Origin of the sequence: Paenibacillus sp. GM2FR, assembly GCF_002803325.1 — a bacterium.
Lineage (GTDB): Bacteria > Bacillota > Bacilli > Paenibacillales > Paenibacillaceae > Paenibacillus_AQ > Paenibacillus_AQ lautus.
This window is the reverse complement of record NZ_MKZM01000009.1, coordinates 272,577-298,416: the sequence shown is the minus strand read 5'-3', so window position 1 is coordinate 298,416 and position 25,840 is coordinate 272,577. Positions and strand designations below refer to the sequence as shown.

Genomic DNA, 25,840 nt, shown 5'->3' with positions numbered 1-25,840 from the left:
ATTTCATATGAAATTTCGTTTCGAGGGCGCTGTTACGGATGTCATGCCAGGCATTGAGCTGCTGCTGGATGAGCTTGGCGTCGAGCTTGGGGATAACGGCATCCCCGTTAAGGTAGCCTTGTCCGATGGCGATCTGGAGGTCGGCAGGGACCGGGACCACGCCTATATTCGTTTCGGACGAAAACATCAATTTTTCCGGGGACTCGGCTTGCTGGTTCAACATAGCCGCCAAAACGATTCGTTCCACCTTCATGAACGCCAGCAATTTGACCAAATCGGCCCGATGTTCGACCTGTCCCGCAACGCCGTGCTGACCGTGGACAGCTTCAAGCTCATGCTGAATAAAATGGCCCTGATGGGCATGAACAGCGTGATGCTGTACATGGAGGACACCTACCAGATCGAAGGCGAGCCGTATTTCGGTTATATGCGCGGTCGCTACACGCAGGCGGAGCTGAAAGAGATGGACGATTATGCCGATCAATTCGGCATCGAGGCTTTCCCAAGCATCCAAACCTTGGCGCACCTGGAGGAGTTTCTGAAGTGGGAGCCCATCAAGCATTACCGCGATACGAAGGGGGCCCTGCTCGTCGGCAGCGAGCAGACCGATTCCCTGATTGAACGGATGATCGAGGCCGCCAGCGCTCCGTTCCGCAGCAACAAGATTCATATCGGGATGGACGAAGCGGAGGAGCTCGGACGAGGCAAATATTTGGATCACAACGGTTATGTGAGCCGTTTCGACATTATGATCGCCCATCTGGACAAAGTCCTCGCTGCCGTCCGCAAGCGCGGCCTGAAGCCGATGATGTGGAGCGACATGTTCCTGAAGCTCGCTGCCGGCGGAGGCGGCGATGCGGCGTATTACGACAAAGACACCTCGATTCCGGAGGATATGGCCCGCCGCATCCCGAAGGATGTGGACATGGTGTACTGGGACTATACCCACATGGAGCCGGAGGACTATGAGAAGCTGATCGCCAATCACCGTCCGCTGGGCTGCAACCTCGTGTTTGCCGGAGCCGTCTGGATCTTTAACACCTTCGGCGTCAACTACGGGTTGTCCCTGAACGCTTCGAATGTTGCGCTTCAAGTGTGCAAGCAGGAAGGAATCCGCGAGGTATACGCCACGATGTGGGGCGACGACGGCAACGAAGGAAATCCGTTCGCGGCGCTGCTCGGTCTGCAGCTTTATGCTGAGCATGCCTACTCGGAACAGGAGCCTTCCCCGGCTCAGTTGGCGAAACGGGTGAAATTCTGTACGGGCATCGACATGGAGGCGTTCCTCCTGCTGAAGGATCTGGACGAGATTCCCGGCCAGGAGCCGAGCAACGCCAAGCAGAGCAACCCGTCGAAATTTTTGCTGTATCAGGACGTGCTCCTCGGGATGTTCGACAAACAGATCGAAGGCCTGGACCTCTCGAACCACTATGCCGAGCTGGAGCAAAACCTGCGCGCGAAGCGCGATAGCGGCGCCGAGCTGGACTATCTGTTCGAGATGCCGGAGAAGCTCAGCGCCGTCCTCAAACGCAAGAGCGAAATCGGCATTCTGCTGAAGCAAGCTTATGATGCCAAGGACGCCGATACCTTAAGGCATATGGCCAAGAACGTGCTCCCTGCCATCTCCAAAGCCGTGCAAGAGCTGCGCATTGCCCACCGCACGCAGTGGCACCGGATGTTCAAGCCCTTTGGCTGGGAGGTCATCGACATCCGCTATGGCGGCGTCATCACCCGACTGGACACTGCATCGTTCCGCATTCTGGAATACGTGGAGGGTCGGACGGCACGGATCGAGGAGCTGGAGCAGGAACGGCTGGTATTCAGCACGACCAACCGCGACAATCACAAGGGTGTCGGCTGGTGCAGCCATTATTACCGCATGGCTTCGCCGAACGTGTTCTACCATGTGCTGAATCCTTTTTAAGAGTTCCGGCTGCCCTTTAACAGCTCATAACAATCACAAAAGCATAATAAAAAGCCCCGGTTGCCGGGGCTTTTTTGCATTTATCGCTGAGGGTTAGATGGTATGCTCTATTCACGCTCAGGATCCGTGACTTTGCACTTCCTCATACCACGCGCGCACATCCCGGCCAAGCCGCTCCACGATCTCGGGGTAACGGTCCGCCAGGTTGGAACGCTCCCCGGGATCCTTGGACAGATCGGACAGGTGAACCTGGTCCGGAACTACGCGGTCAAAATCGAGTTTCCCGTTCAGCACCAGCTTCCAATCCCCTTCCCGGACAGCCAGCTGGCCTTGATACTCCCAGAACAATTGCTTATGCGGCGACGGCTTGCGCATTAGCAGCATCTCCTTCAGGCTGCTTCCGTCCAGCGTAACGCCTTGAAGCGGTCCTGCCGCCGGATCGACGCCGGCCAGATCCAAAAAGGTCAGTGCGATGTCCATCATGGCCGTCACCTCATCGCGCACTTGCCCGCCTTCCCATCCGTTCGGCCAGCTCAATATGGCAGGCTCGCGGATTCCGCCTTCGAACAGGCTTGCTTTATGCCCCCGGAAGATCCCCGCGCTTCCCCCGTAATACACGTCCTCCGTTCCGTCCAGCCAGTTTCGGCTCTCGGAGGACGGTCCGTTATCGCTGGAGAAGAAAATGACCGTATCCTCGTAACAGCCGGCTTCCTTCAGCGCCTTCACGATCTCCCCGACGCCGTCGTCCACCGCGGCAATCATGGCGGCCATGACCTGCCGATCCCAAGGCAAATGCGCAAACCGGTCCATGTATTCCTGCGGGGCATGCATCGGATAGTGCGGCGCATTGTACGACGCAAACAAGAAGAACGGAGCCTCCTGCTCCCGCGACCGCTGAATGAAATCAACCGATCGTTCCGTGATCAGCTCGGTCATGTACCGGCCGTTCTCCCAAACCTCCGTTTCGTTCTCCCACAGATCATGCAGGGGGTTGACGCCATGGGCTTGACCCCAATAAAAAATATGCGAGTAAAAATCGACGCAGCCTGCCTTGAATCCGAAAAATTCGTCAAACCCATGCGCATTCGGGCTCGTTTCCTCGGACAGGCCCAGATGCCATTTCCCATACAGCGCCGTCCTATACCCGGCAGGCTTGAGCGCCTTAGCCAACGTCACCTCGGCTGCAGGCAGTCCATGCGAGCCCCGCTTCGCCCCGAGAATCTCGCCGACACCCGCTCGGGCCGGGTACTTGCCTGTCAATAAAGAGGCTCGTGATGGGGAGCAGACTGGGGAATTCGAATACCAATTCGTAAAACGAATGCCTTCATCAGCCAACCCGTCCAGATGCGGGGTTTTCACGGTGTCCGAACCGTAGCATCCAAGATCTCCATAGCCTAAGTCATCGCAATAAATCACGATAAAATTCGGTTGTTTCATATCTTCATTCACCTCTACTATGCTCGACTTGTTCCTCATCATCGTACCTTTTGACGGACGAATACGGAATGCTCCATCCTTGCAATCGTTATACAATATGTTGCATCATAGCAGTAACAAAAGAATTGACCGCTATAGGCGGAAGGAGGACACATGAGTTTAACAGTGAATCAGCGGCCATCCCGAGAAGAATACTTTAACAACCCGGCTCACTTTGAGACACAACTGGGATTATGGATATTTAAATCCGGGTCCCACCCCTTTTTCACCGAAAAAGTCGGTCCCCGGTCCGTCGAATTTTACAGTATACATTTCGTTGCCAGCGGCAAGGTGCGGTTCGGATGGGACGGCAGCAGCGTCTCCCTCTCGGAAGGCGACCTCTTCTGCCTCTTCCCCGGCTCGGTCTATACGTATGTCAAGGACTGCGACGAGCCGTCTACCATGATCACCTGGACGGCCTATATGGGCGAGTTGATGCCGTCCATTTTGAACCATGTCGATTTATGTCCGGAACGGCCCTATCGACGAAATGCCTTCAGGGACGATGCCTTGGCTGTCATCAAGGACATTCAGCGATTGCTCCGGCAGCCCCAGCAGGACCATAGCCTCCAGCTGATGTCGCTGGGATTCCAGTTGATCCACAGCATCGATCCCAACCGGGACCAGCACCTTCCCGCTGCTTCGGCTGCTTCGGACTGGCTCGAGTCCGTCCCCGGATATATGGGGCTTCATTGCACGGAGAACCTGTCCGTGGAGGAGCTTGCCGCCTGGGCCGGCGTGCATCGCAGTCACTTCACCCGCGCGTTTACCCGCCGATACGGCATCTCTCCGTCCCGCTACATGCAGCAGTTGATCATGGAGAAAGCGACCCGCCTGTTATCCGCCGAGGGAACCAGCATCACGCAGACTGCTTTATCCCTGGGCTATTCGGATTTATTTACGTTCTCTCGGGCTTTTACCCGGTATTTCGGCATGACGCCGAGCGCATTCGTGAAAGCGAACCGCCCATCATCAACGACAGGCGAATAGCAATGAACCACCAATACGATAACGAAAAAAGGGATCGCCGTTATCGATCCTACAGCAACGAAAAGAGGCCATCCGATTAGGGATAGCCTCTAGTCTTTTGCATTATCTTTTTCGTTGTGTTAAAAGGTAGACGCTCTACTCCTCCATCAATTCCCACAGCGTAGTAAACGCCTCGGCTTCCAATTGGAAGAATACCGGCGCGTTGGCATACCGCACATATTGGCCGCCCTTAAACAATCTTAATTGTACCTCTGTCCCGTCCTGCAGCTGGATATACAGAAACTTCTGCTCGCCCGAGCCGGTCTCGTAGATCCCTTGCTCAAACAGAGGCTCGGCCGCTATCGGCTTCGCTTCATATACAGCTTCAACGAAGGCTTGCACCTCCGCATCGGCGGAAAGCTCGCGCAGCTTGTTCTCGCCCATGTTCCAGCTGTCAAAATCCTGCCATTTAACCGACGTCATGTTCCCCATTAAATTCAGCTTGCCGATGATATCCTCGCCCTTGGACACCGTAATCCCGTTCAAATGCTCATACAATTCGGCATAAACTTCCCCGTCATGCTCCATGTAGGACATGATTCTAAAATCGGCGTCATATCCCTTAACCGTGAAAATATCCATTTCGCCGATCGTCGAAGCAAGCTCCGTGTAGTCATCGGAGGAACTCCATTCCGTAATCCCCGACTTCGACCGTCCGAGCTTGTCGCCCCGCAGCTGCTTGGCGATTTCCGGCGTGATTTGCGTACCGGTTTGGGTGTAGATATTGCCCTGGTATACAACCAAACCGATCATGTCGGCTTTGACGTTGCTCTCGCCCGGAAGCTCGATTTTCGGAATGGTTACCGGATCGTGGCCAACCTTCGCGGTTGGCGGGGTATTCGCCCCAGTCCCTTGTTGAACCACCGGGATATCGCTGACCGCTGGCTCGTTTTCAAGATTCAATACCAGCGAAGTCACTACCACCAGGCCCAGCATAATGGCCGCGGTGACGCCGGCGACCCCCATTCGGCTCATTCTTGTCGTTTGACGCTGATTTTGTTTCATTCCTTTCATAATCCGCTCCTCCAATCCCTTGTCAGGTTCTATTCGATCTATCAATGATTTGTAGTCATTCCGATTCATCAATCGTCCTCTCCTTCCAAGTCCATGCGCAGCAGCTTCCTGCCGCGCTGAAGACGCATCTTGACCGCAGACTCGTTAATCTGCAAAATCCCGGCGATTTCCTTAACGGAATAATCCTCGTAATAAAACAGATGGATGACCGACTTATACTTGAACGGCAAACTCATGACGTTATCCATCAGCGTCCGTTCCAACGGTTCGACAAAATAATCGTTCATATGCTCCATCTTGGTTACCCGCTTGCGCCACAGGCTCCCTTGCATGTTCTTGCAGTGGTTCGTAATCACCCGGATGAGCCAAGCTTTCTTATGCTCCAGGTCCCTGAAGTCGGGCGCTTTATATATCAATTTAATGAACGTCTCCTGAATGGCTTCTTCGACATCCTGTTTGTTCCCAAGGTACACCATCGCTATTTTAAAAAGCATATCGCCATATAATTCATAGGTTTCCGTAATATCTCCGCCCGGCCGGAGCGAATCGATCTGCATCGCCTTTAGACCTCCTTTTACCCTTAACACAGTTATGGACGCGGATCGGTCACATTTTGTTTTTAAGTTTTTCGGCATACAGAAGAAGTTGTCCCAAAAGCTCTCCGATCTGGCGTGCTCCCTCTTTCTGTTAGGAGACGCTCCGTGTACGAATCGTTCCTCCCCATTTACGAAGGAAGCGGTGCAACGAAACAAAAAACAAGAAATGGCGGTGCAAGGATCGCATCCTTAGCACCGCCAATTCTATTTTCCACTTTGTTGATCAATGGAGTGTTCTTCAGCAGATTTGCTGTTGGACGCCCCCTTCTCGTTTATAACCAAGAGGCTAACCCAAAATGCATCCAACCGCTATAGAACCTGTTTATTTTACATACGTCAAATCCTGCATCAAACGATGGAGCACAGCGGCGCTTTCGCCGCGGGTGGCATTTGATTTAGGATTGAAACGCTGCTTCGGATCCCCGTTCAGAATATCAAGACCCGCCAATTCATACACCGCCACCTGAGACCAAGCACCGATCGAGGACGCATCGGCAAAATGGGCTTTTGCTGCGTCGACGGGGGTGTATCCGGCATACTCCAGCGCGTTGTAGGCCATCACGGCCATCTCTTCACGCGTGATCGTCCGATTCGGCTTAAACGTGCCGTCCGTGTAGCCGGTAATGATATCGGCATCGACGGCTGCCTGGATCGCTCCCGCGTACCAGTCGGATGAAGCCACGTCCTGGAAGCTGCCTGACGCAGCGTCTGCAGAAAGTCCCAATGCCCGGACGACAAGCGCTGCGAACTCGGCCCGAGTGACTGGAGCGTTCGGAACAAAGGTCTGCTCCGTGCGCCCGGTTACGATCATTTTGGCCGCAAGCGATTCAACCTCACCCTTCGACCAATGCGACGCGATGTCCTGGAACGTTGCCGGGTTCTGCAACACCAGGTATGTGCTGTTGGTTCGGCTATAGATATCGATACGTTGGCCGTTCACCTTAAATGGAATCGGCGTGTATATGCCGTTTCCGTCCACCCGAACAACCGCGATATCCGTCAAAGCATGCGATTTGTCGACATTCAGGGACCGCTTTACATACGATTGGAATGCGTCCAGCATGATGGTCTTGCCATCGCCGGACTTCACGGTTACGTTGTAATTCACGGCCTGCAGCGCATGATATCCTTTGGACGCCGCTGACTTCAGGGCATCCGCATCGACTGCAAGCTGAATGACCAACTGAAGGCCGCTAATGTCCGAGCCGGCTTGGGCCGCCAGCGCCTGAAGATCGATCTCCGTCTTCGGAAGCTCATAGCTTCCGTAAGGCGTTGCTACCACCAGCACCTGCGCGTTTGTCTGGTCAATCCATGCCCGCAGCGCTTCATTCTCGATGGTAATAGATGAAGAAGAGATTGGCTGCGTGCTGGTTACCTCTACGGTAACTTTTCCGCCAACAGGCTGTTTCAGGGCTTCCTTCATGGCGGCTCCGTTCACGCTGCCTGCCGCCGCACCGTTCTCCACCTTAACAGGAACCTTTACCTTGCCTGGTTCGGCTGGCGGTGTCGTGCCAGGATTCGATGGATTCACGGGAGGTGTCGTCGGACCTGGAGTACCAGGCGTGCCCGGGTTCCCAGGGTTCCCCGGTCCAGGCTCTCCCGGCCCTCCTGGATTAGGTCCTCCCGGAAGCGGCGCTCCTTTTAAGTCCGTAATCCGTCCTTCGACGGCGGAGGTCTTGGCTGTGATGGTGCCTACTTTTTTTACGTAGTTCGAGAATACTTCATAGTCAGGCTTATAGAGCAAGTTCACTCGCCCTTCCAGGTAGGCCTTCTCGAGCGATGCATAGAAGTCGCCGCCCTTAGCGGTAAATGCGTTCGTCGCTACCTCATACGATTTATTCATGTCGATCGGTTCGTATCCGTTCTTGCCTTTCACCTCGATACGCAGGACGCGTGACCCAACCGGCTTGGTCGAATCATAGAAGAACTTCATACCCGCGATATGCGGGAAGCGGCCATCCGCAGCAGGCGTCTTGGAAACCCCGTTCTCCATGGCTTCCTTAATCTCGGCGCCCGTTAACGTGATCGTGACCAGATCATTGTTAAACGGAAGCACCGTCATGACGTCACCCATCGTGATTTTGCCTGCTTCAATGGATTCGCGGATGCCGCCGCCGTTCTGCAGGGCGATGACCGCATTCGTGCCGGCGGCTTGCGCCGCATCCAGCATGCCATCGGCAATCAGATTGCCGAGATTCGTTTCCTTTGTACGGACATCGGCGCGGACGCCGTTCAGCTTCACTTCGGTCGTGCCAACCTCCGTTTGTTTTAACTGCTCCACACCCGGCTTATATTTGGTATTCAGAATTTGCAGCGCCTCTTGGTCCGGCTGTATCACGTATTGGCCGGCGCTATCTTTCTCGTCAACGGAAATGAGGCTGCTGTTCCATTCCTGCAGAACACCCTCGTCGTCAAATACGACCTCAAGCTGACCTAAGAATTGACCTTTTTCACCTGTCTGCACGATCAGCTTCGGTTCGCTGTCCGAACGGTCCACGACCGCCTGATCCAGCTTGGTATGACTGTGACCGCCCACGATGATGTCGATGCCCTCGACTTCCTTCGCAAGGTTGACATCCACGTCATATCCGAGATGCGACAGCACGACAATTTTGTTGATGCCTTCCTTCTGCAGCATCGCTACGGTGTCTTTTGCCTTTTGCACCGCATTCTCAAAAGTTACGTCTCCAGGCGAAGCGATGTTGGCCGTGTCTTCGGTTGTAAGTCCAATGAGGCCAACCTGCTCCCCGTCTACCTCCATGATGATGGCCGGGTAGATGGTTGCATCCTTGGCATCCCGGGTCGCTTCATTCTTGAATTTCTGGGTCAATAAAGCATCGGCCGAAAAATTCACGTTCGAGGAAACAAACGGGAATTCCGCATGCTCGATGAAATCGTTCAGCACCTCGGATCCTTTATCGAACTCATGGTTACCGAAGGTCATGGCATCATATTGAACCAAATTCATGAACTCCAGATCGGCAAGTCCCAAATATTGATTGAAATACAGCGTGCCTGAGAATACGTCCCCTGCATCCACGAGCAGAGGGTTGACCGCATTCGCTTTGGCTTCCTTGATTGCCGTAACCCGGCGCGCAATGTTATCCGGCGAGCTTACGGTGTCCAGATTGGCATGCGTATCATTGGTATGCAAAATCGTAAGCGGGAAGCCGTTCACGGCTTCTCCTTTCAGGTCGATCTGCGCGACAACCGGATCATGATCCGATACGCGGCCCTTGGAGGCCGGGAAATCGGCGTTCAGATGCACGACATCGGCTTGCGTAGAGCGGGTCAGGTTCTTACTGACCAGAATATGATCCAGCACCTGCGAGTTTCCGTCATATGTGTACGTATATCGTTCCGCAGGCGGAAGCTTCTCGATCAGATTATCTAATTCGTTGCCTTTCAAAATGTTCGCCGTTTCGGTAAATTGGAAATCATTCAAATCCCCCAGCACGACGACGTTCGCATCTGGGTTAGCAGACACAACGCTTTTCACGAATCCGTTCACGACGGCTGCAATCTGATGGCGCTGCGTTTCGCTGGAGAGAACCGGCGGCTGGGTATTGCCGAAAGGTCCTTGGTCTCCGGATTTCGAGTTAAAATGATTCGCAATGACGATCACTTTTTCCCCTTGGAATTCGAACTGCGCGGCCAGAGGCTTACGCGACGCGTTGAATGCCGCATTCAGCGGATCGATCCGTCCCGGATTCAGGGTTAACTGATCCTTCGCCGCATCATACGCAACGGATTCCGTCGGGGATCCTTTCTTGCCCTGAACGCTGTCCGATAACTGGACACGTTCCGCGTTGTAGAGGAACCCGACCCGAATGTTCGCTCCAGGCGCTCCCCCGTCATTATTATTCACCGGATCGATGTCGGTAAAGCTGTACGCGGGTCCTCCCGCTGCCTTGATGGCGTTTATCAAAGCCTGGTAGCTTTGGTCAGCCGCGGTAGTTCCGTTGTTCTGCTCCCCGTTGTTATCCTGTACTTCGACAAGACCAATAATATCCGGGGACTTGATGTTGTTTACGATCGACTCCGCCAGCTTGTTGATTTTGGCGGAACTTACGCCCGGATTGAAATTTTCGATATTATACGTCGCTACTCTGAGCTGTTCGTCTTTCACGTCGAGCGTGGATACCTCTTGCTTAAAAGAGCTGCTGTGGATTGCAGGCAATTCGCCTTTAGCCGGAATCACCTTGAAATTGCCACTGTTATAACCAATTACGCCGATCACATCATCGGCAAATGTATCGCCGGTGCCCACTTCTTGACCCGGATTGCCGTAAGCAATCAAGAGACGCTGCGGGTTGAAATTACCGTTCTCTTTCAGAACCAGCCCGCCCGCTGGCGTAATGACATCGGCGACATCATTTTCGACCCGGGTCGCAATGTTGTAGGTTCCGCTGCTTGTCCAATAGGGGCTAATGATCGTTGGCTGCGGAAGTCTGACCAACATGCCCTCCAGAGATTCGTAGAAGTCGATGGCATCTTCGTCCGGATCGAACGTGGTCATGCCGTCGTTATCGATAATGGCAGCCGGAATCGGGCGTCCGCCTTTCCCTAAGGTAACCGGTTCAGGCAGCTGCTGAGCCTGATCCAGCTTCTTGAACGATTGCATCTCGATTTGGGTCGATGTCAGGTTGCTGGAGCTTCCCTCGTTATACTCGGCCACTTTACCGGCTACGCTCACCAGATCTCCGATTTGAGGCCGGTTTGGATCCGTGGAATACACGAAAATGGCGTCCGAGGTATTCGGATTGGAATCAGGCTTCGGATCCTGGATATAGAATCCCTTAATGCTGCCGTTAGAGAACGTATAACCGTACTGGGTTACAACGCCTTCAATATCGGTTACCGTCTGTCCGTTATACGGCGAAGCATGGTCCTCGCCCTGGATATCTGCGATGCGCGGCTGCTGAGTAGCTTGGTAAGCAAATTCGTATACCTTGCTCACATCCGCACCCGAGACGACAATGGCTTTGATGGTTGTATCTTGATCAATCTGAATCGGCGAGCTATATAATGTGCTTGATGGCGTCGGAACCGATCCATCGAGCGTATAATAAATGCTAGCCCCTTGCGTTGGGCTGGACAGCGTCACCGTCCCCCCGGTAATAATCGGACCAGCACCGGGACTTGCAATCACGGAGAACATCTCTTCGATTAAGGCATCCTCGCTTAAAGGGATCAGCTCATAGATGTTTCCAAACTGCTTCACCACGCCCGTGACGCGGCTGAAGGTTTTTACCGTCTTCAGCTTGGACAAGCCCGAATAAATGATGAATTCATGCCCGCCTTGCTCGGCTGTGTATTCTCCAGGTCTATTCTCGGACTTGATGGTGACATCATTCAGGGAGACTAGTCTTGCCTCATAATTCTCCCCTGCAGCTGCAGATAGATCAGCTCCGGTAATTGGGAGAGCCTGCGGCACTCCGACCTGGTTCCCCGTTACGTCGTGCGGCAGCAAGGCGTGCGGTTTGATCTCCTGAAGATTGTTGTAAATCTCCATCACGCCGGCCACGCTCACCCGGTCGCCAACGCTGGCATTAAGCGGGTAATCATAGAGCACGATACCGGCCGTGTCATCTTGAATGTAGGTTTCTCTGCCTTCGATATGCGTAATGATGCCTTCCGTCCACACATGCTCGCCTTTTGCCTTGCTGCGGGCATCAGCGACGGACGTTTGCGTTAAAATATCATATTGGAACGAGGAGACCGGTCCATCCGGTAAACCATCCTGGACTGCATAGGCATCCACCCGCGTAGGCTCGTTAAGGATGATCGGGCCGGTGACGAGCTGGAAGCCGGACCCGTTCCCGCCGGACAAATACACATCCGCATAAACGGAAGCGCCTACCGTAGGCGGATTCAGCGTAATCTCCGTTCCGGCTGGCCAGGCATTAGGCTCCGGATTAGCCGTTACCCCTCCTAGGCCCGAGCCAGGCGTGACCGGCGTAACGGGACTCGCACTGTTCCGAGGATCTGGCGTCGTAACGGTAAAATCCGCCGCATTGTTATCCGTGTCAAGCCCGCGATCATTTTGACCAAAGGTCAATTCCTTGCGAATCGCTGCCGTGCTGCTGGATAAAGCAGCGGTCGGACTCGTCTCAGATTCTGAAACAGATCCATAGCCAATGAGATCAATGCGATCGCCAGCGGCGTTTACCAGATCCACCTTGCCGTTAGAGCCGCTAAGGTGCAATGATCCTGCAGCATCTGCTGTCGGCAGCGAACCACCTACCGAGCCGCTACTCTGTTGTTGGATTAAATAATAGGCATAAGGTTCTATGGTACCAGTTAAAGAGGTCGTGTTGTTAAAAGTGCCTGCTGCGCTTGCATAACGCACCTTCCAGCCTGTCAGGTCGATCGGACTGCCTGTCGGATTGAACAATTCGATAAAGTCATGCGTAAAAACGGCCCCGCTATTCCCACCGCCCCCATACACCTGGCTAATCACAACCTGGTCATGTTGGGGAGCAGCCTCCGCTACCTTCACGGGACTGAAAGGAACGATGATACTCAGGAGCATAACGATAGCCATAAACATACTTAGCTGCTTTTGCCACCTATGTAATCGAATGCGCATTCAGGTTTTCACTCCTCTATTCTATTAAATTTCTAGCCTTATTAACTATATATACCAGATATGTTTTGAGAGTACTAACCTAAAGTATGCTAGATGTAAAAAAACCTCCGATAGACCTAACCCTAAAGGGGCATAGGCATATCAGAGGTTCTATTTGTCTTACATCGACTTGCGCAATGCGTTACCGTTTACCTGAATCGAACGGCTCCCCTACGGCCTTCGGCGCATTCGAGGATTTGGAGAAAATCACGAGCGCGATCAGCGTGACAACATAAGGGAAAATCTTGAGAATGACCGGCGGGATTACCGCCAATGACGGAATGACCTGCGATACGTTGGCTACCGTCGTGGCAAATCCGAAGAACAAGGTGGCCAGCAGGATGCCGAGCGGCTTCCATTGTCCGAAAATCAAGGACGCCAACGCCAGGAACCCTAGTCCCGCTACGTTTCCCGTAAATTCACCGGAATACGTCAACAGAATGACCGCTCCCCCGAGTCCGGAAAAAGCACCCGAGATCATGACGCCGACATACCGCATGGACTGTACCTTAATACCTGCTGCTTCCGCCGCGTGCGGATGCTCGCCGCAGGACCGGAGTCGCAGACCGAACGGCGTTCTGTACAATATTAGTGCGCTGAGCACTAACACTAACAGTACAAGCCAGGTTGTTGCATAGGTTTTCGTAAAAAACAAATCCCCAATAACCGGTATCTTAGACAGCACAGGCACATCAAACGGTGCAAAACCATTCGTGATGCTGATCTTGCCGCTCCCTGTAATGTTACGGGCAAGGAAAATCGTCAGGGCACCCGCGATCATATTGATCGCCGTACCGCTTATAATCTGGTTGGCACTAAGGTTGATACTGGCAAAGGCATGCAATAGCGAGAATAACGCACTCGCTGCCGCTGCTGCCAATAGTCCTACCCATAACACCCACGATTGGCCGGGCCATTGGGCCTGCATTTTGAAAATGACAAAGGCTCCGATGAAAGAACCAACAATCATCAAGCCGTCAAGGCCGATATTGACGACCCCGCTTCGTTCACTGAACAGCGCGCCCAAGGCGGTAATCAAAAGCGGGATCGTGTAAGCGATGGCATACGGAAAAATCTGTTCAATCGTTGTCCACATATGTCCTTACTCCCCCTGCTTTTTATTAGCCGCGCGACGCAGCTTCAATTTACGGTATAGTCGTTCGATCAAGATGCTGGTTGCCGCAAAATAGATAATGATGGCGATAATCGAATCGGCGATTTCCGGTGGAATCTCCGTCATGGCATTCATAAACCCTCTGCCTGAGTAGAGAATCCCGAAGAACAGTGCCGACACCAAAACACCGATAGGTGCGTTGATTCCGAGCAGGGCTACGGCAATCCCGTCAAATCCCTGGCTCGGCAGAATGCCGATCTGCATGCTGGAGGCATTTCCCGCATACTGTGCCACACCCGCGAGGCCCGCGAGGCCGCCGGAGATGAACATGGACAGCACGATGCTGCGTTTGACAGCGATACCCGCATATTCGGAAGCGTGCCGGTTGAATCCGACCGCCTTCAATTCGTATCCGAGCGTTGTTTTGTTAATAAGGAAAGCGACGATCAGAACAGCAATGACCGCAATAAAAAAGCCTAGATTGACATAAGAACCTTGGAACATATCGCTGAGCCACTGCTGATGCAGCATAGCTTCCGGCGGAAGCTGGCGCGATTCCGTCTCCAGGCTCGCCCCTTTGAAGTAACCCGGAATAACATAATAAACGGTCCAGTAGGCCGTCCAGTTCATCATGATCGTGGATACGACCTCATGCACGTTATATTTAGCCTTCAGGAAACCTGGGACAACCGCCCATAACGCACCGCCGATAAACCCGACCAGTACCATGACTAACAGGAGCAGAGCCCGCGGCAGGTCCAGCGAGAGGCCGACAGCCGTCGCGCAAAATCCACCGAACAGCATCTGGCCTGCAGCACCGATATTAAACAGTCCAGTGCGGAAGGCAAAGGCCACGGACAGACCGGTTAAAATAAGCGGAGTCGCCGTCGCCAGCGTATTTCCGATCCGCTCCGGGTTTTTGAGTCCACCCTGGATGAGATACTTATACCCTTCTACCGGATTATGTCCGGTCAGCGCCATAAGCAGTGCCCCCGCGATGAGTCCGAATAGGACGGCAAGCAACGATTTTACGCTGTTATTCATGTGGTGCCTCCTCTTTTTGATACCCGGCCATCATCAGTCCGAGCTCTCTTTCGTTCGTTTCGGAGGTTTTAACGATACCTACCAGTTCACCGTTGTTGATAACGGCAATGCGGTCCGACAAGTTCAGCACTTCATCAAGCTCCAGGGAAACCAGCAGAACGGCTTTCCCTTTGTCCCGCTGTTCGATCAGACGACGGTGAATATATTCAATCGAGCCTACGTCAAGGCCCCGGGTCGGCTGAACGGCAATAAGCAGATCCGGATCGCGCTCTACCTCGCGACCGATGATTGCTTTTTGCTGGTTACCGCCGGACATCGAACGCACGATCGACCGGCCGCCCGTTCCGGAACGCACATCAAAGCTCTGAATGATATGCTCCGCATGCTTGCGGATCGCTGCTGGCTGGAGCAGCCCGTTCTTGGAATACGGTGGGCGGTTATACACCTCAAGGATCAAATTCTCTTCGATGGTATAATCCAGCACGAGTCCCCTCTTTTGACGGTCCTCCGGAATGTGGCCGATTCCGCTTTCATTCCGTTGACGGACAGATAGACCGTTGAGCGTTTTTCCATTCAAGCTCACCGTTCCGCTTTCCGCCTGGCGAAGTCCTGTAATGGCTTCGATCAGTTCCGATTGACCATTACCATCCACGCCGGCAATACCCACAATCTCCCCGGCATGTAGATCGAGACTAAAACCTTTGAGTGCATCAACTTTCTTGCTGTTCTTTACCGTAAGCGATTTGATCTCCAGAACGGTTTTACCCGGATGGCTCTCCTGCTTGTCCACCTTAAAGGATACGCTTCGGCCCACCATCATTTCGGCCATTGCTTCGCGGCTCGTGTCGGCCACTTCAACGGTGCCGATTGTCTTGCCGCGGCGGATGACGGTACAGCGGTCCGCAACCGCTTTAATTTCTTTCAATTTATGAGTGATCAGAATAATGGATTTGCCTTCATTGACCAGGTTTTTCATAATGCCCTGCAAATCTTCGATTTCCTGAGGGGTCAACACAGCGGTCGGCTCGTCGAATATGAGCACTTCCGCGTCGCGGTACAGCATTTTGAGAATTTCCACGCGCTGCTGCATCCCGACCGAGATATCCTCGATTTTGGCATAAGGGTCAACATTGAGGCCGTACCGCTTGGACAGTTCCTCGACCCGTTTGGCAGCCGATCTCACGTCCAAGCCGAAGAAGTACTTGCGCGTCTCGCTGCCCAGAATAATATTCTCGGTCACGGTAAACGGCTCGACCAATTTAAAATGCTGATGCACCATCCCGATTCCGAGTTTGTTCGCGACGTTCGGATTCGAGATCCGCACGTCCTTGCCGTTGACTTTGATTACGCCACGGTCAGGCTGATACATGCCAAACAGGATGCTCATCAAGGTGGACTTGCCCGCCCCGTTCTCACCGAGCAGCGCATGAATCTCGCCTTTTTTCAGCCTAATTGTGATATCGTCATTGGCCACGATCCCGGGAAATTCCTTGCGGATGCCCACCATCTCGACAACATAGTCCATGGTTTTGGGTCCTCTCCTTCTTTTTTGTTGAATTTTCCTGTGCATAAACTACTTAAAAAAAACGCGGATCGACTCACTTCCAAACAGCCAGAACGCAGTTACATAGATCGATTTCTACATTCAATATCAGCATGCAATCGCTTGCGCCGGTGATACGGTCTGATACCTTAAATAGCCCCACAAAGTGGAGCCTATGCTTCGATGCTTGTTCCAAATACTTTGCGGGGGCTCCAAAAACATATAAATGCGATTACAGAATTGCTTACGATTCGCTGAAATAACCTATAAATTCTAATACCTTAAAAAAAGACGGAGGGAATCCGTCTTTTTTCATGCGGTATCGCTGCTTTTCAAGTAAGTCTATCCACGTTCCGTAGATGACTTTAGTGTGTTGTACTACTTAATCAATTCGCCTTGCTCTGCGGCTACTTTAATTTCGCCGGCTTTGATCTTGCCGAACACTTCGTCTACTTGCTTCAGAACGTCCTCGCTCAAGTTCGGGTTATTCTCAGGAAGGCCGACGCCGTCATTGGTCGCATCCAGTGTAAGTGTCTGTCCGCCTGGGAATTTACCTTCGGTTTCAGCTTTGATCATATCGTAAGCCGCATGGTCGATTTTCTTCACGGCCGAAGTCAGGACTACCGATTTATCGCCTTCGTAAACGCCATCTTGGTACTGGTCAACGTCTACGCCAACGATCCATACTTCGGATCCGTTCTGTACGCGAGTCTTCGCTTCGTTAATTGCACCCACGCCAACGCCGCCTGCTGCCGCGAAGATCACGTTCACGCCGCGGTCATACATTTGAGCCGCCAATTGGCTGCCTGCTGCAACGTCGTCAAAAGATCCTTGGTAGACAACGTTCTCTTTGTTAATCACCAGTTTCGTGCCGAGATTCTCGTTAGCGTAAGCTACACCCTGCTGGAAGCCCCAGTTGAACTTCTGTACAGGAGGGATTTCCATGCCGCCGATGAAGCCTGCTTGTCCATCCTTCACATGAAGCGCAGTGGCTACGCCAGCCAGGAAGCCCGACTCTTGTTCCGCGAAGAAGATGGATACGGTATTTTCCTTAACGACCGGTGCTGCGCCCTCTTCCCCGGAATGAGGTGTTCCATCGATAATAACGAATTTAGCATCTTTATACTTGTCCTGTGCTTTGAACACGGCTGTTTCAAATTTGAAGCCCGGAGTTACAATGAATTTAAATCCGGCATCGTACAGGTTTCCGATCTCTTTTGAATAGTCGGCTTCTGTCGTTCCAGCTGGCTTGAGGTATTTATACTCCATTTTGAAGTCCTCGTTCGCCTTCACGATACCTTCGTACGTGCCTTGGTTAAACGACTTGTCATCGATCGTTCCCGCGTCTGTAACCATCCCTACCTTGAAGTTTGCCTTAGGTGCGTCGCCGCCTGCGCCGCCGCTTGGCTCTGACGCCGGTTTGTCGCCGCAGCCTGCCAGCATTGTGACAGATAACGCCAAACTGATTAAAGATATGACCCCTTTTTTCATTAAGGATAACCCTCCTAGGTATATATGCCCGAATACTAGATTCGCGCTATTTACAATATATTAATAAAACAGACCCTTTTCAACATAAATTTGGGTGAATCTGTCAAACTGCATCTGTGCCGCGGTGAAACGTTTAAGACATGTTTTATCCCATATCTAGAAGAGTTAGGAAGACTTGATTCCTGCAGTGTTGATTTAACGGTTTTTATAGATAACACGGCGGGTTACAGTTGGTATGACACGCCAAAGTGGAAGTGCTCAGACCATTCCATTTGGAAAAAAATAATAGCGCTTTATGAAAAGAAAGCACCTCGGCAAGGTGCTTACAAACATGCTGTTCATTTTAATGAAAGTTTTGAATGAATATTCATTTGCGGCGGGACTTCATCATACGATTATACGTAATTAATCCGGCAATAATCATGGCGACTACACCCAAACTGCTTGCCGACTCCGGCGACATGCCAAACACGCCGGCCAAATTCGTAACCAAGCTGTTCGTAAGCAGCGCTACCGCAATCAGCATAATCGGACGCCAAACGCTATATCTTCTCATTCTCGCAACACCCCCAGGCAAGTTTCACAACCTATCAAACCCAAACCCTAAGATCGCTTAAGCTATTAGATGCATTATACCATGAATAAGTATGCGTTTACATTAATCTCAACTTTCTCAGTTTGAAATCTCCGGATAGCCCTTGATGTAGTTGGGAGACCAGCAATCCTTCTTCGCAATATCTTTAATCGTTATTGTCATTCGCTCACGATTCTTTTCTTCTCGCCCCTGGCTAATTACGCTCCTTCATTATATTAAACGTGTCATAAACACCGGGATGCACCACATATTTATCAAACGGTCATCAAGAACGAATCGAAAGTAAAACCATGGAAGCAGCGTGGAAATAACGCTGCTTCCATGGCTTTTTTACAAAACATGATCATGCATCATGGCGCGGCAGAATTAGAACGCCCTCATCCTAAATCAACATCATGGAATCAGGCCATATGCCGCAGAAATCTGAGCGCGTGCCGGAAATAACCCATCAGTCCTTTTTATTGTACTCGAATGAAATCTTAACGGGTTCCGACATTCCTTCCATGGACAGATAGGCGTCGCAGGTTCCTTTTAAATTACCGGTAAGCTTGATCGCGAATTGGAAACTTCCCGTTTCCGTACTGGTCGTCTGGCCTTCGTACCGAACTTTCCCTTTCGAATCGAGTATTTTCAAATTCACTTGGGACTGACTGCCGTTCACGACCAGACCGTCGATCGTCAATTTCTTCGCAGCGGCATCCACCACGGCTCTTGCGCCGTCGATTGCAGTGCCACCCCCCGCATGGCCGTCAATGCCAAGAACTTCAATTTCATCAAGGAAGACCCAGACGTTGACCGGAAATTCCACTTTAACGTAGCGGGCAGACACTTTATCGGCTCCCGATTCCCCCGGCACACCGTCCGTTATCCCGCTCCAACCCACGAACTCGGCCGAGGCAGCATCCTGTGCCGGTGGCGGAGAAACGGTTGCCAGCGTGCTCCAGGATTGGCCGTCAGATGAAACGGAAAAAGTAACGTTCGGAGGAAAATAGATGCCGGGTCCTTTATCCTGAAGAAAATGGGCTCTAATTGCCCCAACCGATTTGTTGCCGCCCAAATCAAATGTGATGGTGCGGCTTCGTTCGTCAGGGTAGTCGCTTCCCGCATGGGCCTGCCACTGCTCGGTGCGGTAATCCGTTCCGCCGAATCGGCCGTCCGTAAGTTCGTTTCCGGAATCGGGATAGTTGCTGTTAGGCTGCTGTGAAATTGTATAGCTTTGGCCAAGAACCAGATTGCTGAGTCCCCCTCCGTCAGACCAGGTATGAATGAGAACTTGGGCGTAGGAATCAAGCACCGTTGCGGCCGGGACCGAACTCAACCCTTGCGCTTGGACGGCCGGGTCGTGAATGTGCGCGAGAAAATCCTGCATATACGTCACGGCTTCCTTCGGCTTGTTATCGTCCAAAAGAAGCTTGATGGTCTGCAATCGATACGTCAAATCATTACCAAAAGCCGGCTTGATTTCGTTCGATGCGACATAACGCTGTACAACCTCCGCCATCGTCTCCGGCGCCGGGCTGCTATCGATGGCGTACGTTCCGTTCAAATACTGGTACAGCCAGTCATACATTAAACGCAAACTTGGATCCTTGCTTACCCCTAAGTTGTATACTGCATTATTGCCTTGATAGTGAGCTCTGAAGCCATTTTGCATCAGACCGGATCTGACGCCGCTGTCCAAGTATTCGACAAAACGCTGACGAAGTACGGGATCTGTCAGCATTCCGTCATCAAATTCAACTTCGTTCCCCATTCCGTATCGCTTTGCAGTATCCGTAGCATCGTCCAGACGGTCGGAATCCATTCCGCCAAAGAAATAGTTAGGCTGAAGCGCCGCGGCATCGAACCCTACGTCTTTCCACATAAACATTTTGTAAGCATAGGAGTGTGGAATCCAGAAAACCTTCATGTTCATGGCGTGCACTTTATCCGACACCATGCGAGCTATGTCCGGTCCCGATTCGGATATGTCGATTTGTTCCGGCATCCAGTACATGCCGACAAGCTCAAGATTCGAGTAGTTGGCAGCCTGCCATCTTTGCCGGGTCTGGTCCAGCCACCACTGCACCGCTTTTCCTCTGTTTTCAGACGCTTTTTCTTTGCCTACGACGGAGTCGTTGAAATTTAAGGAACCGCTACCGTCAATGTCGCCAAAATTGGTTAATGATTCCCCTGGATTCGGAATCATTAACACAACCTTGACTTGATGATCGGGCTGTTTCAGCTTGGCCCCAACTTCCTTGGCAGCCTCATTCAACTGCTGCATATCGCCCGTGGCTGCAAATGTTTTATCCAAATACCATTTCCAATCGTCCAGGTTCGTTTGTCCCTGACCGAAATCGCGACCGGCAGGCGAAGCAATCCCGAGATATAGAACGCCGTCATAAAGCCAATCGACCGGCTCGCCGTCTTTATTTACATAACTGATATTAGGGATAATCCGTTCCTTTTTCCAATCGCCCAAACCATTCGCATATTGTCCGTTATACAGCAGATTCAGATTCCGGATCCCGGCTGTAGCTTCCCCCGGCTCCAAAAAACGAGGCTGCTCGGCAGGAACCATTACCGCCCCTTCAATCTTGCCGTCCATACCCATAATTTCGATTTCGTCAATATATTCCCACTGTGTAGGATGCATATAAAAGGTCACCTTCACATAACGGGCATAAGCCAGCTTGCCATCCGTATTCCCGCCTTTGATTCCATCCCGGCTGCCATCCCATTCAAAGGTCTCCTGTCTGGGCGGTCCTTCTCCCCACAGAAGCTGCGTAGCGTTATGGGAAAGCAGCCCCCAATTTTCCTTATCGTCGGAGACATACATCGATACCGACAGCGGCACGAGAATCGAATTCGCAGGAAAATCTTGAAAGAAATTAGCCGTGATCTTTCCAATTGACTTTTCCTCACCGAGATCGAACACGACTTCGCGAGCCTTTCCGCGCAGATGTCCTACCCATGCCGGGTCGTTCATATCCAATGCGCCGTATTTTCCGTCCGTAAGCTTGTATCCGTCATCGGAATGCGAAGCTTCCGGAGCTTCAGACCATTCATACGGAAGGCCTGCCGCGAGATTGCGAAATTGCGTCTCCTGCACTGCCGAAGATGCTGCCGCTTGATTTTCGTCTATTGCTTGTGGTGCCTGTTCCGCTGCCGGTTCACCAGCATCCGTCAGTGGATCTAGTTCGACCTGTGGATGACCTGTATTCTTTCCTGCTTCCATCTGGTCTGCACCTGCCGCCTGCAGGACGGTCACATCCGGAACAAGCGATTTCGCCTGAACCGCAGAGAGCGGAGTCAGTAGTAATACGGCTGCCATTAATACGGATAACCATTTTTTATTCAAATTCATCAAGGCCAGCTCCTTTTCTTTATTCTCGAGTACAGAAATATCAAAAACTTTAAACCCTTATTTCTGTTCCGGGTGAACGCTAGATTTTAATCCCCCCTTTCGCGAATTCCGCCATAAGCAATCAGCAAAGCGTATAAGATCGGCTTCCTCCGGAAGAGGAAGCCGTCACCGCCGCATCCAGTACCGCGGCACGAAATTTCCAGTGGGCAACAGCAGTAGTACAGCGCAGCCAAACACTCCGCACTTCGGGCGATCGGAAGCATGGATAAGCAAACTTCGGTTTATCCGTGTTCAGGTGATTCTGGTCTACTTCGCCTTTGCCGCCAGGAACTCATCAATCTGCTTTTGCAGTTCCTGCTGAATTTTTTTGAGGGAAGGGCCGGCTTCCGCTTCAAATTTTTTCAATGTCTCGTCCGGATCGATAACCCCGTTGAACAGCGCCGTGTAGTATTGCCCATCGACTGTATTGTACTGGCTGACCTCGTTTTGCACCGGGGTACTGTCAAATTCGAAGCCGGCCAAAATATCGGTCGTGAACATGTCGGCATCTTTAAGCACAGCGTTCAACTCCTCATTCTCGCCCTTCACATCACTCCGCTCATCGACGGGATTCCACAGCCAAACATAGCCGAAAGCAGAGTAGCCGGATGTATCCAAGGTTTTCATTTTGTCGTCGCCTACCGCTTCCCAATGCTTCCCTTCGATTCCGTAAGAAAGCAGGTCGTAGTTTTCCTTCTCATTCGCCCAGTTCAGGAACATAATCGCCCGCTCCTTATTCTTGCTTACCTTCGGAACGGCCAGAAAGTTCCACTGTTTGAAGTCGGTGATGTTCGCGCCCTTCTCAGGATTAAAGAAGGTGACCGTCTCCAGCTCGCTGTCCGGTACATTGTTCTTTAACGTGTTCTTGAGGGAATCGCCGATGCCGAACGCGCCGTTCGTGACGATTGCCACTTTGCCTGCCGAGATCGGCTGATGAAAATCTTTTGTCGTCAAAATGTCCTTGAAAATCAGACCGTCAGTAAACCATTTGCGCGTGTTCGCCAGCCACGTTCCGATCGGCTCCCGATCCTCCAGCAAATTGTAAACTTTGCCGTCATTGTTCTTGTAATAGAGCATCAGGCTGTTGCCCAGGGCGTGGGTCGGTCTGACATGGGTTTCGTAATCGTTCAGCGCATGGTGAGCGACAAATGAATAAGTGCCGGAGCCTGCGGTCATCGGGATGATGCCTTTCTCCTGCTCTTTCACCTTGTAGGCGAAAGCGATCAAATCTTCATACGTCTTGATCGGCGGTACGCCGAGCTTCTCGCGAATATCTTTGCGCACCATGTAGGAATTGCCGGACATGTAGCTGACGCCGAGCGGAACGGCCATAATTTTGCCGCCGTATTTGTTGTAGTTCCACATTTGCTGCGGCCGTTTCTCCAGCACCGTTTGGCCGTACTGGGCCAACAGGTCATCCAGTGGCTCATAGAATCCGTTAGCGATCATTTGGTTGATATGCAGCCATGGCGCATCGAAGATGAGATCGATGTTTTCGCCGGAAGCAAGCGTCACCTGTGTCTTTTGCGCCAGATCGGACCAGGGTACGAAGACGACGTCGAGTTTGACGTTGATCGTATCCTTCATTCGCTTTTCTGCTTCGGCGATGACCAAATCCATATCCGACGGCCGATCACCGGGAATCATGATTTTCAGGGTCACCTCTTCAAGTTTGGCGTCTCCGCCGGCGCTGTCTCCGGTTTGACCCGACGGCCCAGGCGCCTTCCCTTCCCCTTCGTTCTTGCCCGAACAACCGGCAATCGCGACGAGCGCGATCAATAACACAAGCGCGATGGACAATAATCTTTTCATGGTTCCTTCCCCCTGAATCAATAATAGAGAAAACAGACGGATGAGCCGGTTCATAAACAGCAGCGGTTGAAAGCTCGAACCGGCCAAGCGCCTTCACGTTTGCCGCTCTACCCTTTTACCGAACCAAGCGTCAAACCTTTAATAAAAAAGCGCTGTATGAACGGATAGACGAACACGATCGGGCCGATGGTAACGCAGACGATCGCCAGCTGCATGCCATAGGTCGGCACGACGACGTTGTACTGCGTCTGGCTCCCGCTCACATAAGCCATAACATTCAAATTGGACATAAGCTGGCGGATCATCATCTGCAGCGGCAGCATTTTGTGATTGTCGATAAACAGCAATGACAAGTACCAGTCGTTCCAATATTGCAGCGCGTAAAACAGGCTCACCGTGGCGATAACAGGCAGCGAAATCGGCCAGATGATGCGAAAGAAAATATAGAGATCATTGGCGCCGTCCACAGTCGCAGCTTCATTCAATTCATACGGCAGCGTCCGGTAGTAAGAGACAAGAATGAAGGCATAGAACGGATTAAGCAGATAGGGCAAAATGAGCGCCCACACCGAGTCTTTCAGCTGCAGCCAGTTGGCGATCAGCATGTAAAAGCCGACCAGTCCTGCGCCGAACAGCATCGTCAGGAAGGTTAGAAACGATAAAATATTGCGGTACTTCACTTTCCGGTGGCTCAGCGTGTACGCATAGGCAGCTGTCAAGAGTACGCCCAGCGCCGTGCCGGCGACCGTCACGATAATCGTAATGCCATAGCTTAGAAACACCTGCTTGCCGGAAAGCAAAAATTTGTACGCATGGAGGCTGAATTTGCTCGGCAGCAACTGGTACCCCGCCGTCTGCAGAAGCGATTCATCGGCGAACGAGTTGATGAACACAATCCAGAACGGAATGAAGCAAAACAGCGCAAAAGCGCCCAGCACTGCGTACATCAAAACAAGAAACAACCGTTCTCTCACTTCGATCACACCTTAACTGGTTGGGACTGAAGCAAAGGGCCGGTTCGGGGCTGGAGAAACGCAAGTGGTCGCCTTTGTTCCCGAATCGTATCCGCTTAACGAGCCTATACGATCATAACGATTCGGGAACAACAGCGATCGAAAAGCCCGAATCCGGCCTCATGCCAACTCGCCCAACCTTCCTTTTAGAATAGTCTTGAATCCGCGTCCACCTTGCGCGCGATCGCATTGAAGATCAGAATCGTGACAAGCCCCATGCAGGACTGGTACACGACAACGGCAGCGGACATGCTGAAATTCCCCAGCTGCCTCAGCGCACGAAACGCATACGTATCGATGACATCTGTCGTTGGAAAGAGTATGCCGTTATCCCCGATGATCGCGTAAATCATGCCGAAATCGCCGTAGAAAATACGGCCAATGCCAAGCAGCGCCAATATCATCACGGTCGGCCGCATCAACGGCAGCGTTATGTAGAGCATCTGCTGCATCCGGCTCGCGCCTTCTATTCGGGCGCTCTCGTAATATTCCGAGGAGATGCCCGTAATGACGGCCAAAAAAATAATGGAATTATAGCCGGCCATCTTCCAGGCGCTAATGACGGTTAAGATATACGGCCATACGCCAGGCGTCAAATACCAGTCCACTCCTTCGTAGCCAAGGGCGGCAAGCGCGCGGTTAATGAGCCCCTCGGATGTGCTGAATAGCGTCAACGTCATCATGCTGACGACAAGCCAAGAAATGAAATACGGTAAAAAAATAAACGATTGCGTGATTCGCTTGAACAGCCTGTTACGGATTTCGTTCAGAAAGATAGCCAGCACGATCGCGCTGCCGAGACCGGTTACGAGAAACAGTGCATTCAGGAAAACGGTATTCAGCGTCACTCGCAGCCAGTCTTTCCCATTGAAGAAAAACTCGAAGTTTTTAAATCCGACCCATTCGCTCCCCCATATTCCATCGGATAGCCGGTAATCCTGGAAGGCCAGCAGATGCCCGGCCATGGGCATATAAGCAAATACAACCAGAAACGCAATGCCGGGCAGCGCCAGCAAGTACAAATACCGGTTCCGCGACAGCTCGCGCACAAACGACCCGCCGAACCTTCTACGTCGCTCCAAAGAGCGTCCCTCCTTTCTTGTGCGGCTTGCAGGATTTGAACGGAGCCATCGTAGCATTCACGGCTGCTGCTTGCCTAGTTCTCATTGG

At 52.2% G+C, this 25,840-nt stretch carries 16 protein-coding genes; 2 read left to right on the top strand and 14 right to left on the bottom strand.

Translation table 11 applies throughout. From position 1 onward, the window contains the following. Positions 1 to 7: 7 nt before the first annotated feature. Positions 8 to 1,924, top strand: a complete 1,917-nt coding sequence (locus PAEVO_RS22455; RefSeq protein ID WP_100539754.1) for a beta-N-acetylhexosaminidase — start codon at positions 8 to 10, stop codon at positions 1,922 to 1,924. Positions 1,925 to 2,041: 117 nt separating this feature from the next. On the opposite strand, the gene PAEVO_RS22450 is transcribed toward PAEVO_RS22455, so the two are convergent. After that, positions 2,042 to 3,361: a sulfatase-like hydrolase/transferase gene (locus PAEVO_RS22450; protein WP_165789735.1), complete on the bottom strand. Its 1,320-nt coding sequence runs from the start codon at positions 3,359 to 3,361 to the stop codon at positions 2,042 to 2,044. A 153-nt stretch (positions 3,362 to 3,514) separates the two neighbouring features. Between PAEVO_RS22450 and PAEVO_RS22445 the strand changes: the two genes are divergently transcribed. Beyond that, on the top strand, positions 3,515 to 4,390 hold the full coding sequence (locus tag PAEVO_RS22445; RefSeq protein WP_100539752.1) for an AraC family transcriptional regulator: 876 nt from the start codon (positions 3,515 to 3,517) through the stop codon (positions 4,388 to 4,390). A 135-nt stretch (positions 4,391 to 4,525) separates the two neighbouring features. On the opposite strand, the gene PAEVO_RS22440 is transcribed toward PAEVO_RS22445, so the two are convergent. From PAEVO_RS22440 to PAEVO_RS22385, 13 genes are all read right to left on the bottom strand, one after another. Continuing rightward, on the bottom strand, positions 4,526 to 5,443 hold the full coding sequence (locus PAEVO_RS22440) for a hypothetical protein (RefSeq protein WP_243390900.1): 918 nt from the start codon (positions 5,441 to 5,443) through the stop codon (positions 4,526 to 4,528). 68 nt (positions 5,444 to 5,511) lie between these two features. After that, on the bottom strand, positions 5,512 to 6,000 hold the full coding sequence (locus tag PAEVO_RS22435; protein ID WP_100539750.1) for an RNA polymerase sigma factor: 489 nt from the start codon (positions 5,998 to 6,000) through the stop codon (positions 5,512 to 5,514). Positions 6,001 to 6,361: 361 nt separating this feature from the next. Then, entirely contained in the window at positions 6,362 to 12,631 is a 6,270-nt protein-coding gene (locus tag PAEVO_RS22430) for a 5'-nucleotidase C-terminal domain-containing protein (protein ID WP_100539749.1), read from the bottom strand. Positions 12,632 to 12,812: 181 nt separating this feature from the next. Beyond that, entirely contained in the window at positions 12,813 to 13,766 is a 954-nt protein-coding gene (locus tag PAEVO_RS22425; RefSeq protein WP_076322522.1) for an ABC transporter permease, read from the bottom strand. Between the two features lie 6 nt (positions 13,767 to 13,772). Continuing rightward, positions 13,773 to 14,828, bottom strand: coding sequence for an ABC transporter permease (locus PAEVO_RS22420; protein WP_100539748.1), 1,056 nt, complete (start codon positions 14,826 to 14,828; stop codon positions 13,773 to 13,775). Next, positions 14,821 to 16,353, bottom strand: coding sequence for an ABC transporter ATP-binding protein (locus PAEVO_RS22415; protein ID WP_100539747.1), 1,533 nt, complete (start codon positions 16,351 to 16,353; stop codon positions 14,821 to 14,823). The genes PAEVO_RS22420 and PAEVO_RS22415 overlap by 8 nt, the downstream gene beginning before the upstream one ends. Before the next feature lie 396 nt (positions 16,354 to 16,749). Continuing rightward, complete coding sequence (locus PAEVO_RS22410) at positions 16,750 to 17,862, bottom strand: BMP family lipoprotein (RefSeq protein ID WP_100539746.1); 1,113 nt, start codon at positions 17,860 to 17,862, stop codon at positions 16,750 to 16,752. Between the two features lie 367 nt (positions 17,863 to 18,229). Further along, positions 18,230 to 18,418 (bottom strand): hypothetical protein, encoded by a 189-nt coding sequence (locus PAEVO_RS22405; protein WP_100539745.1) that lies wholly within the window; start codon positions 18,416 to 18,418, stop codon positions 18,230 to 18,232. A 487-nt stretch (positions 18,419 to 18,905) separates the two neighbouring features. Beyond that, on the bottom strand, positions 18,906 to 21,806 hold the full coding sequence (locus tag PAEVO_RS22400; RefSeq protein ID WP_100539744.1) for a DUF4855 domain-containing protein: 2,901 nt from the start codon (positions 21,804 to 21,806) through the stop codon (positions 18,906 to 18,908). Positions 21,807 to 21,927: 121 nt separating this feature from the next. Then, positions 21,928 to 22,050 (bottom strand): hypothetical protein, encoded by a 123-nt coding sequence (locus PAEVO_RS34695; RefSeq protein WP_279300473.1) that lies wholly within the window; start codon positions 22,048 to 22,050, stop codon positions 21,928 to 21,930. Positions 22,051 to 22,112: 62 nt separating this feature from the next. After that, complete coding sequence (locus tag PAEVO_RS22395; RefSeq protein WP_100540239.1) at positions 22,113 to 23,657, bottom strand: extracellular solute-binding protein; 1,545 nt, start codon at positions 23,655 to 23,657, stop codon at positions 22,113 to 22,115. Between the two features lie 107 nt (positions 23,658 to 23,764). Further along, a complete protein-coding gene (locus PAEVO_RS22390) occupies positions 23,765 to 24,631 on the bottom strand; it encodes a carbohydrate ABC transporter permease (RefSeq protein WP_100539743.1) in 867 nt (288 codons plus the stop codon). Between the two features lie 185 nt (positions 24,632 to 24,816). Next, complete coding sequence (locus PAEVO_RS22385; protein WP_100539742.1) at positions 24,817 to 25,752, bottom strand: ABC transporter permease; 936 nt, start codon at positions 25,750 to 25,752, stop codon at positions 24,817 to 24,819. Positions 25,753 to 25,840 lie beyond the last annotated feature (88 nt).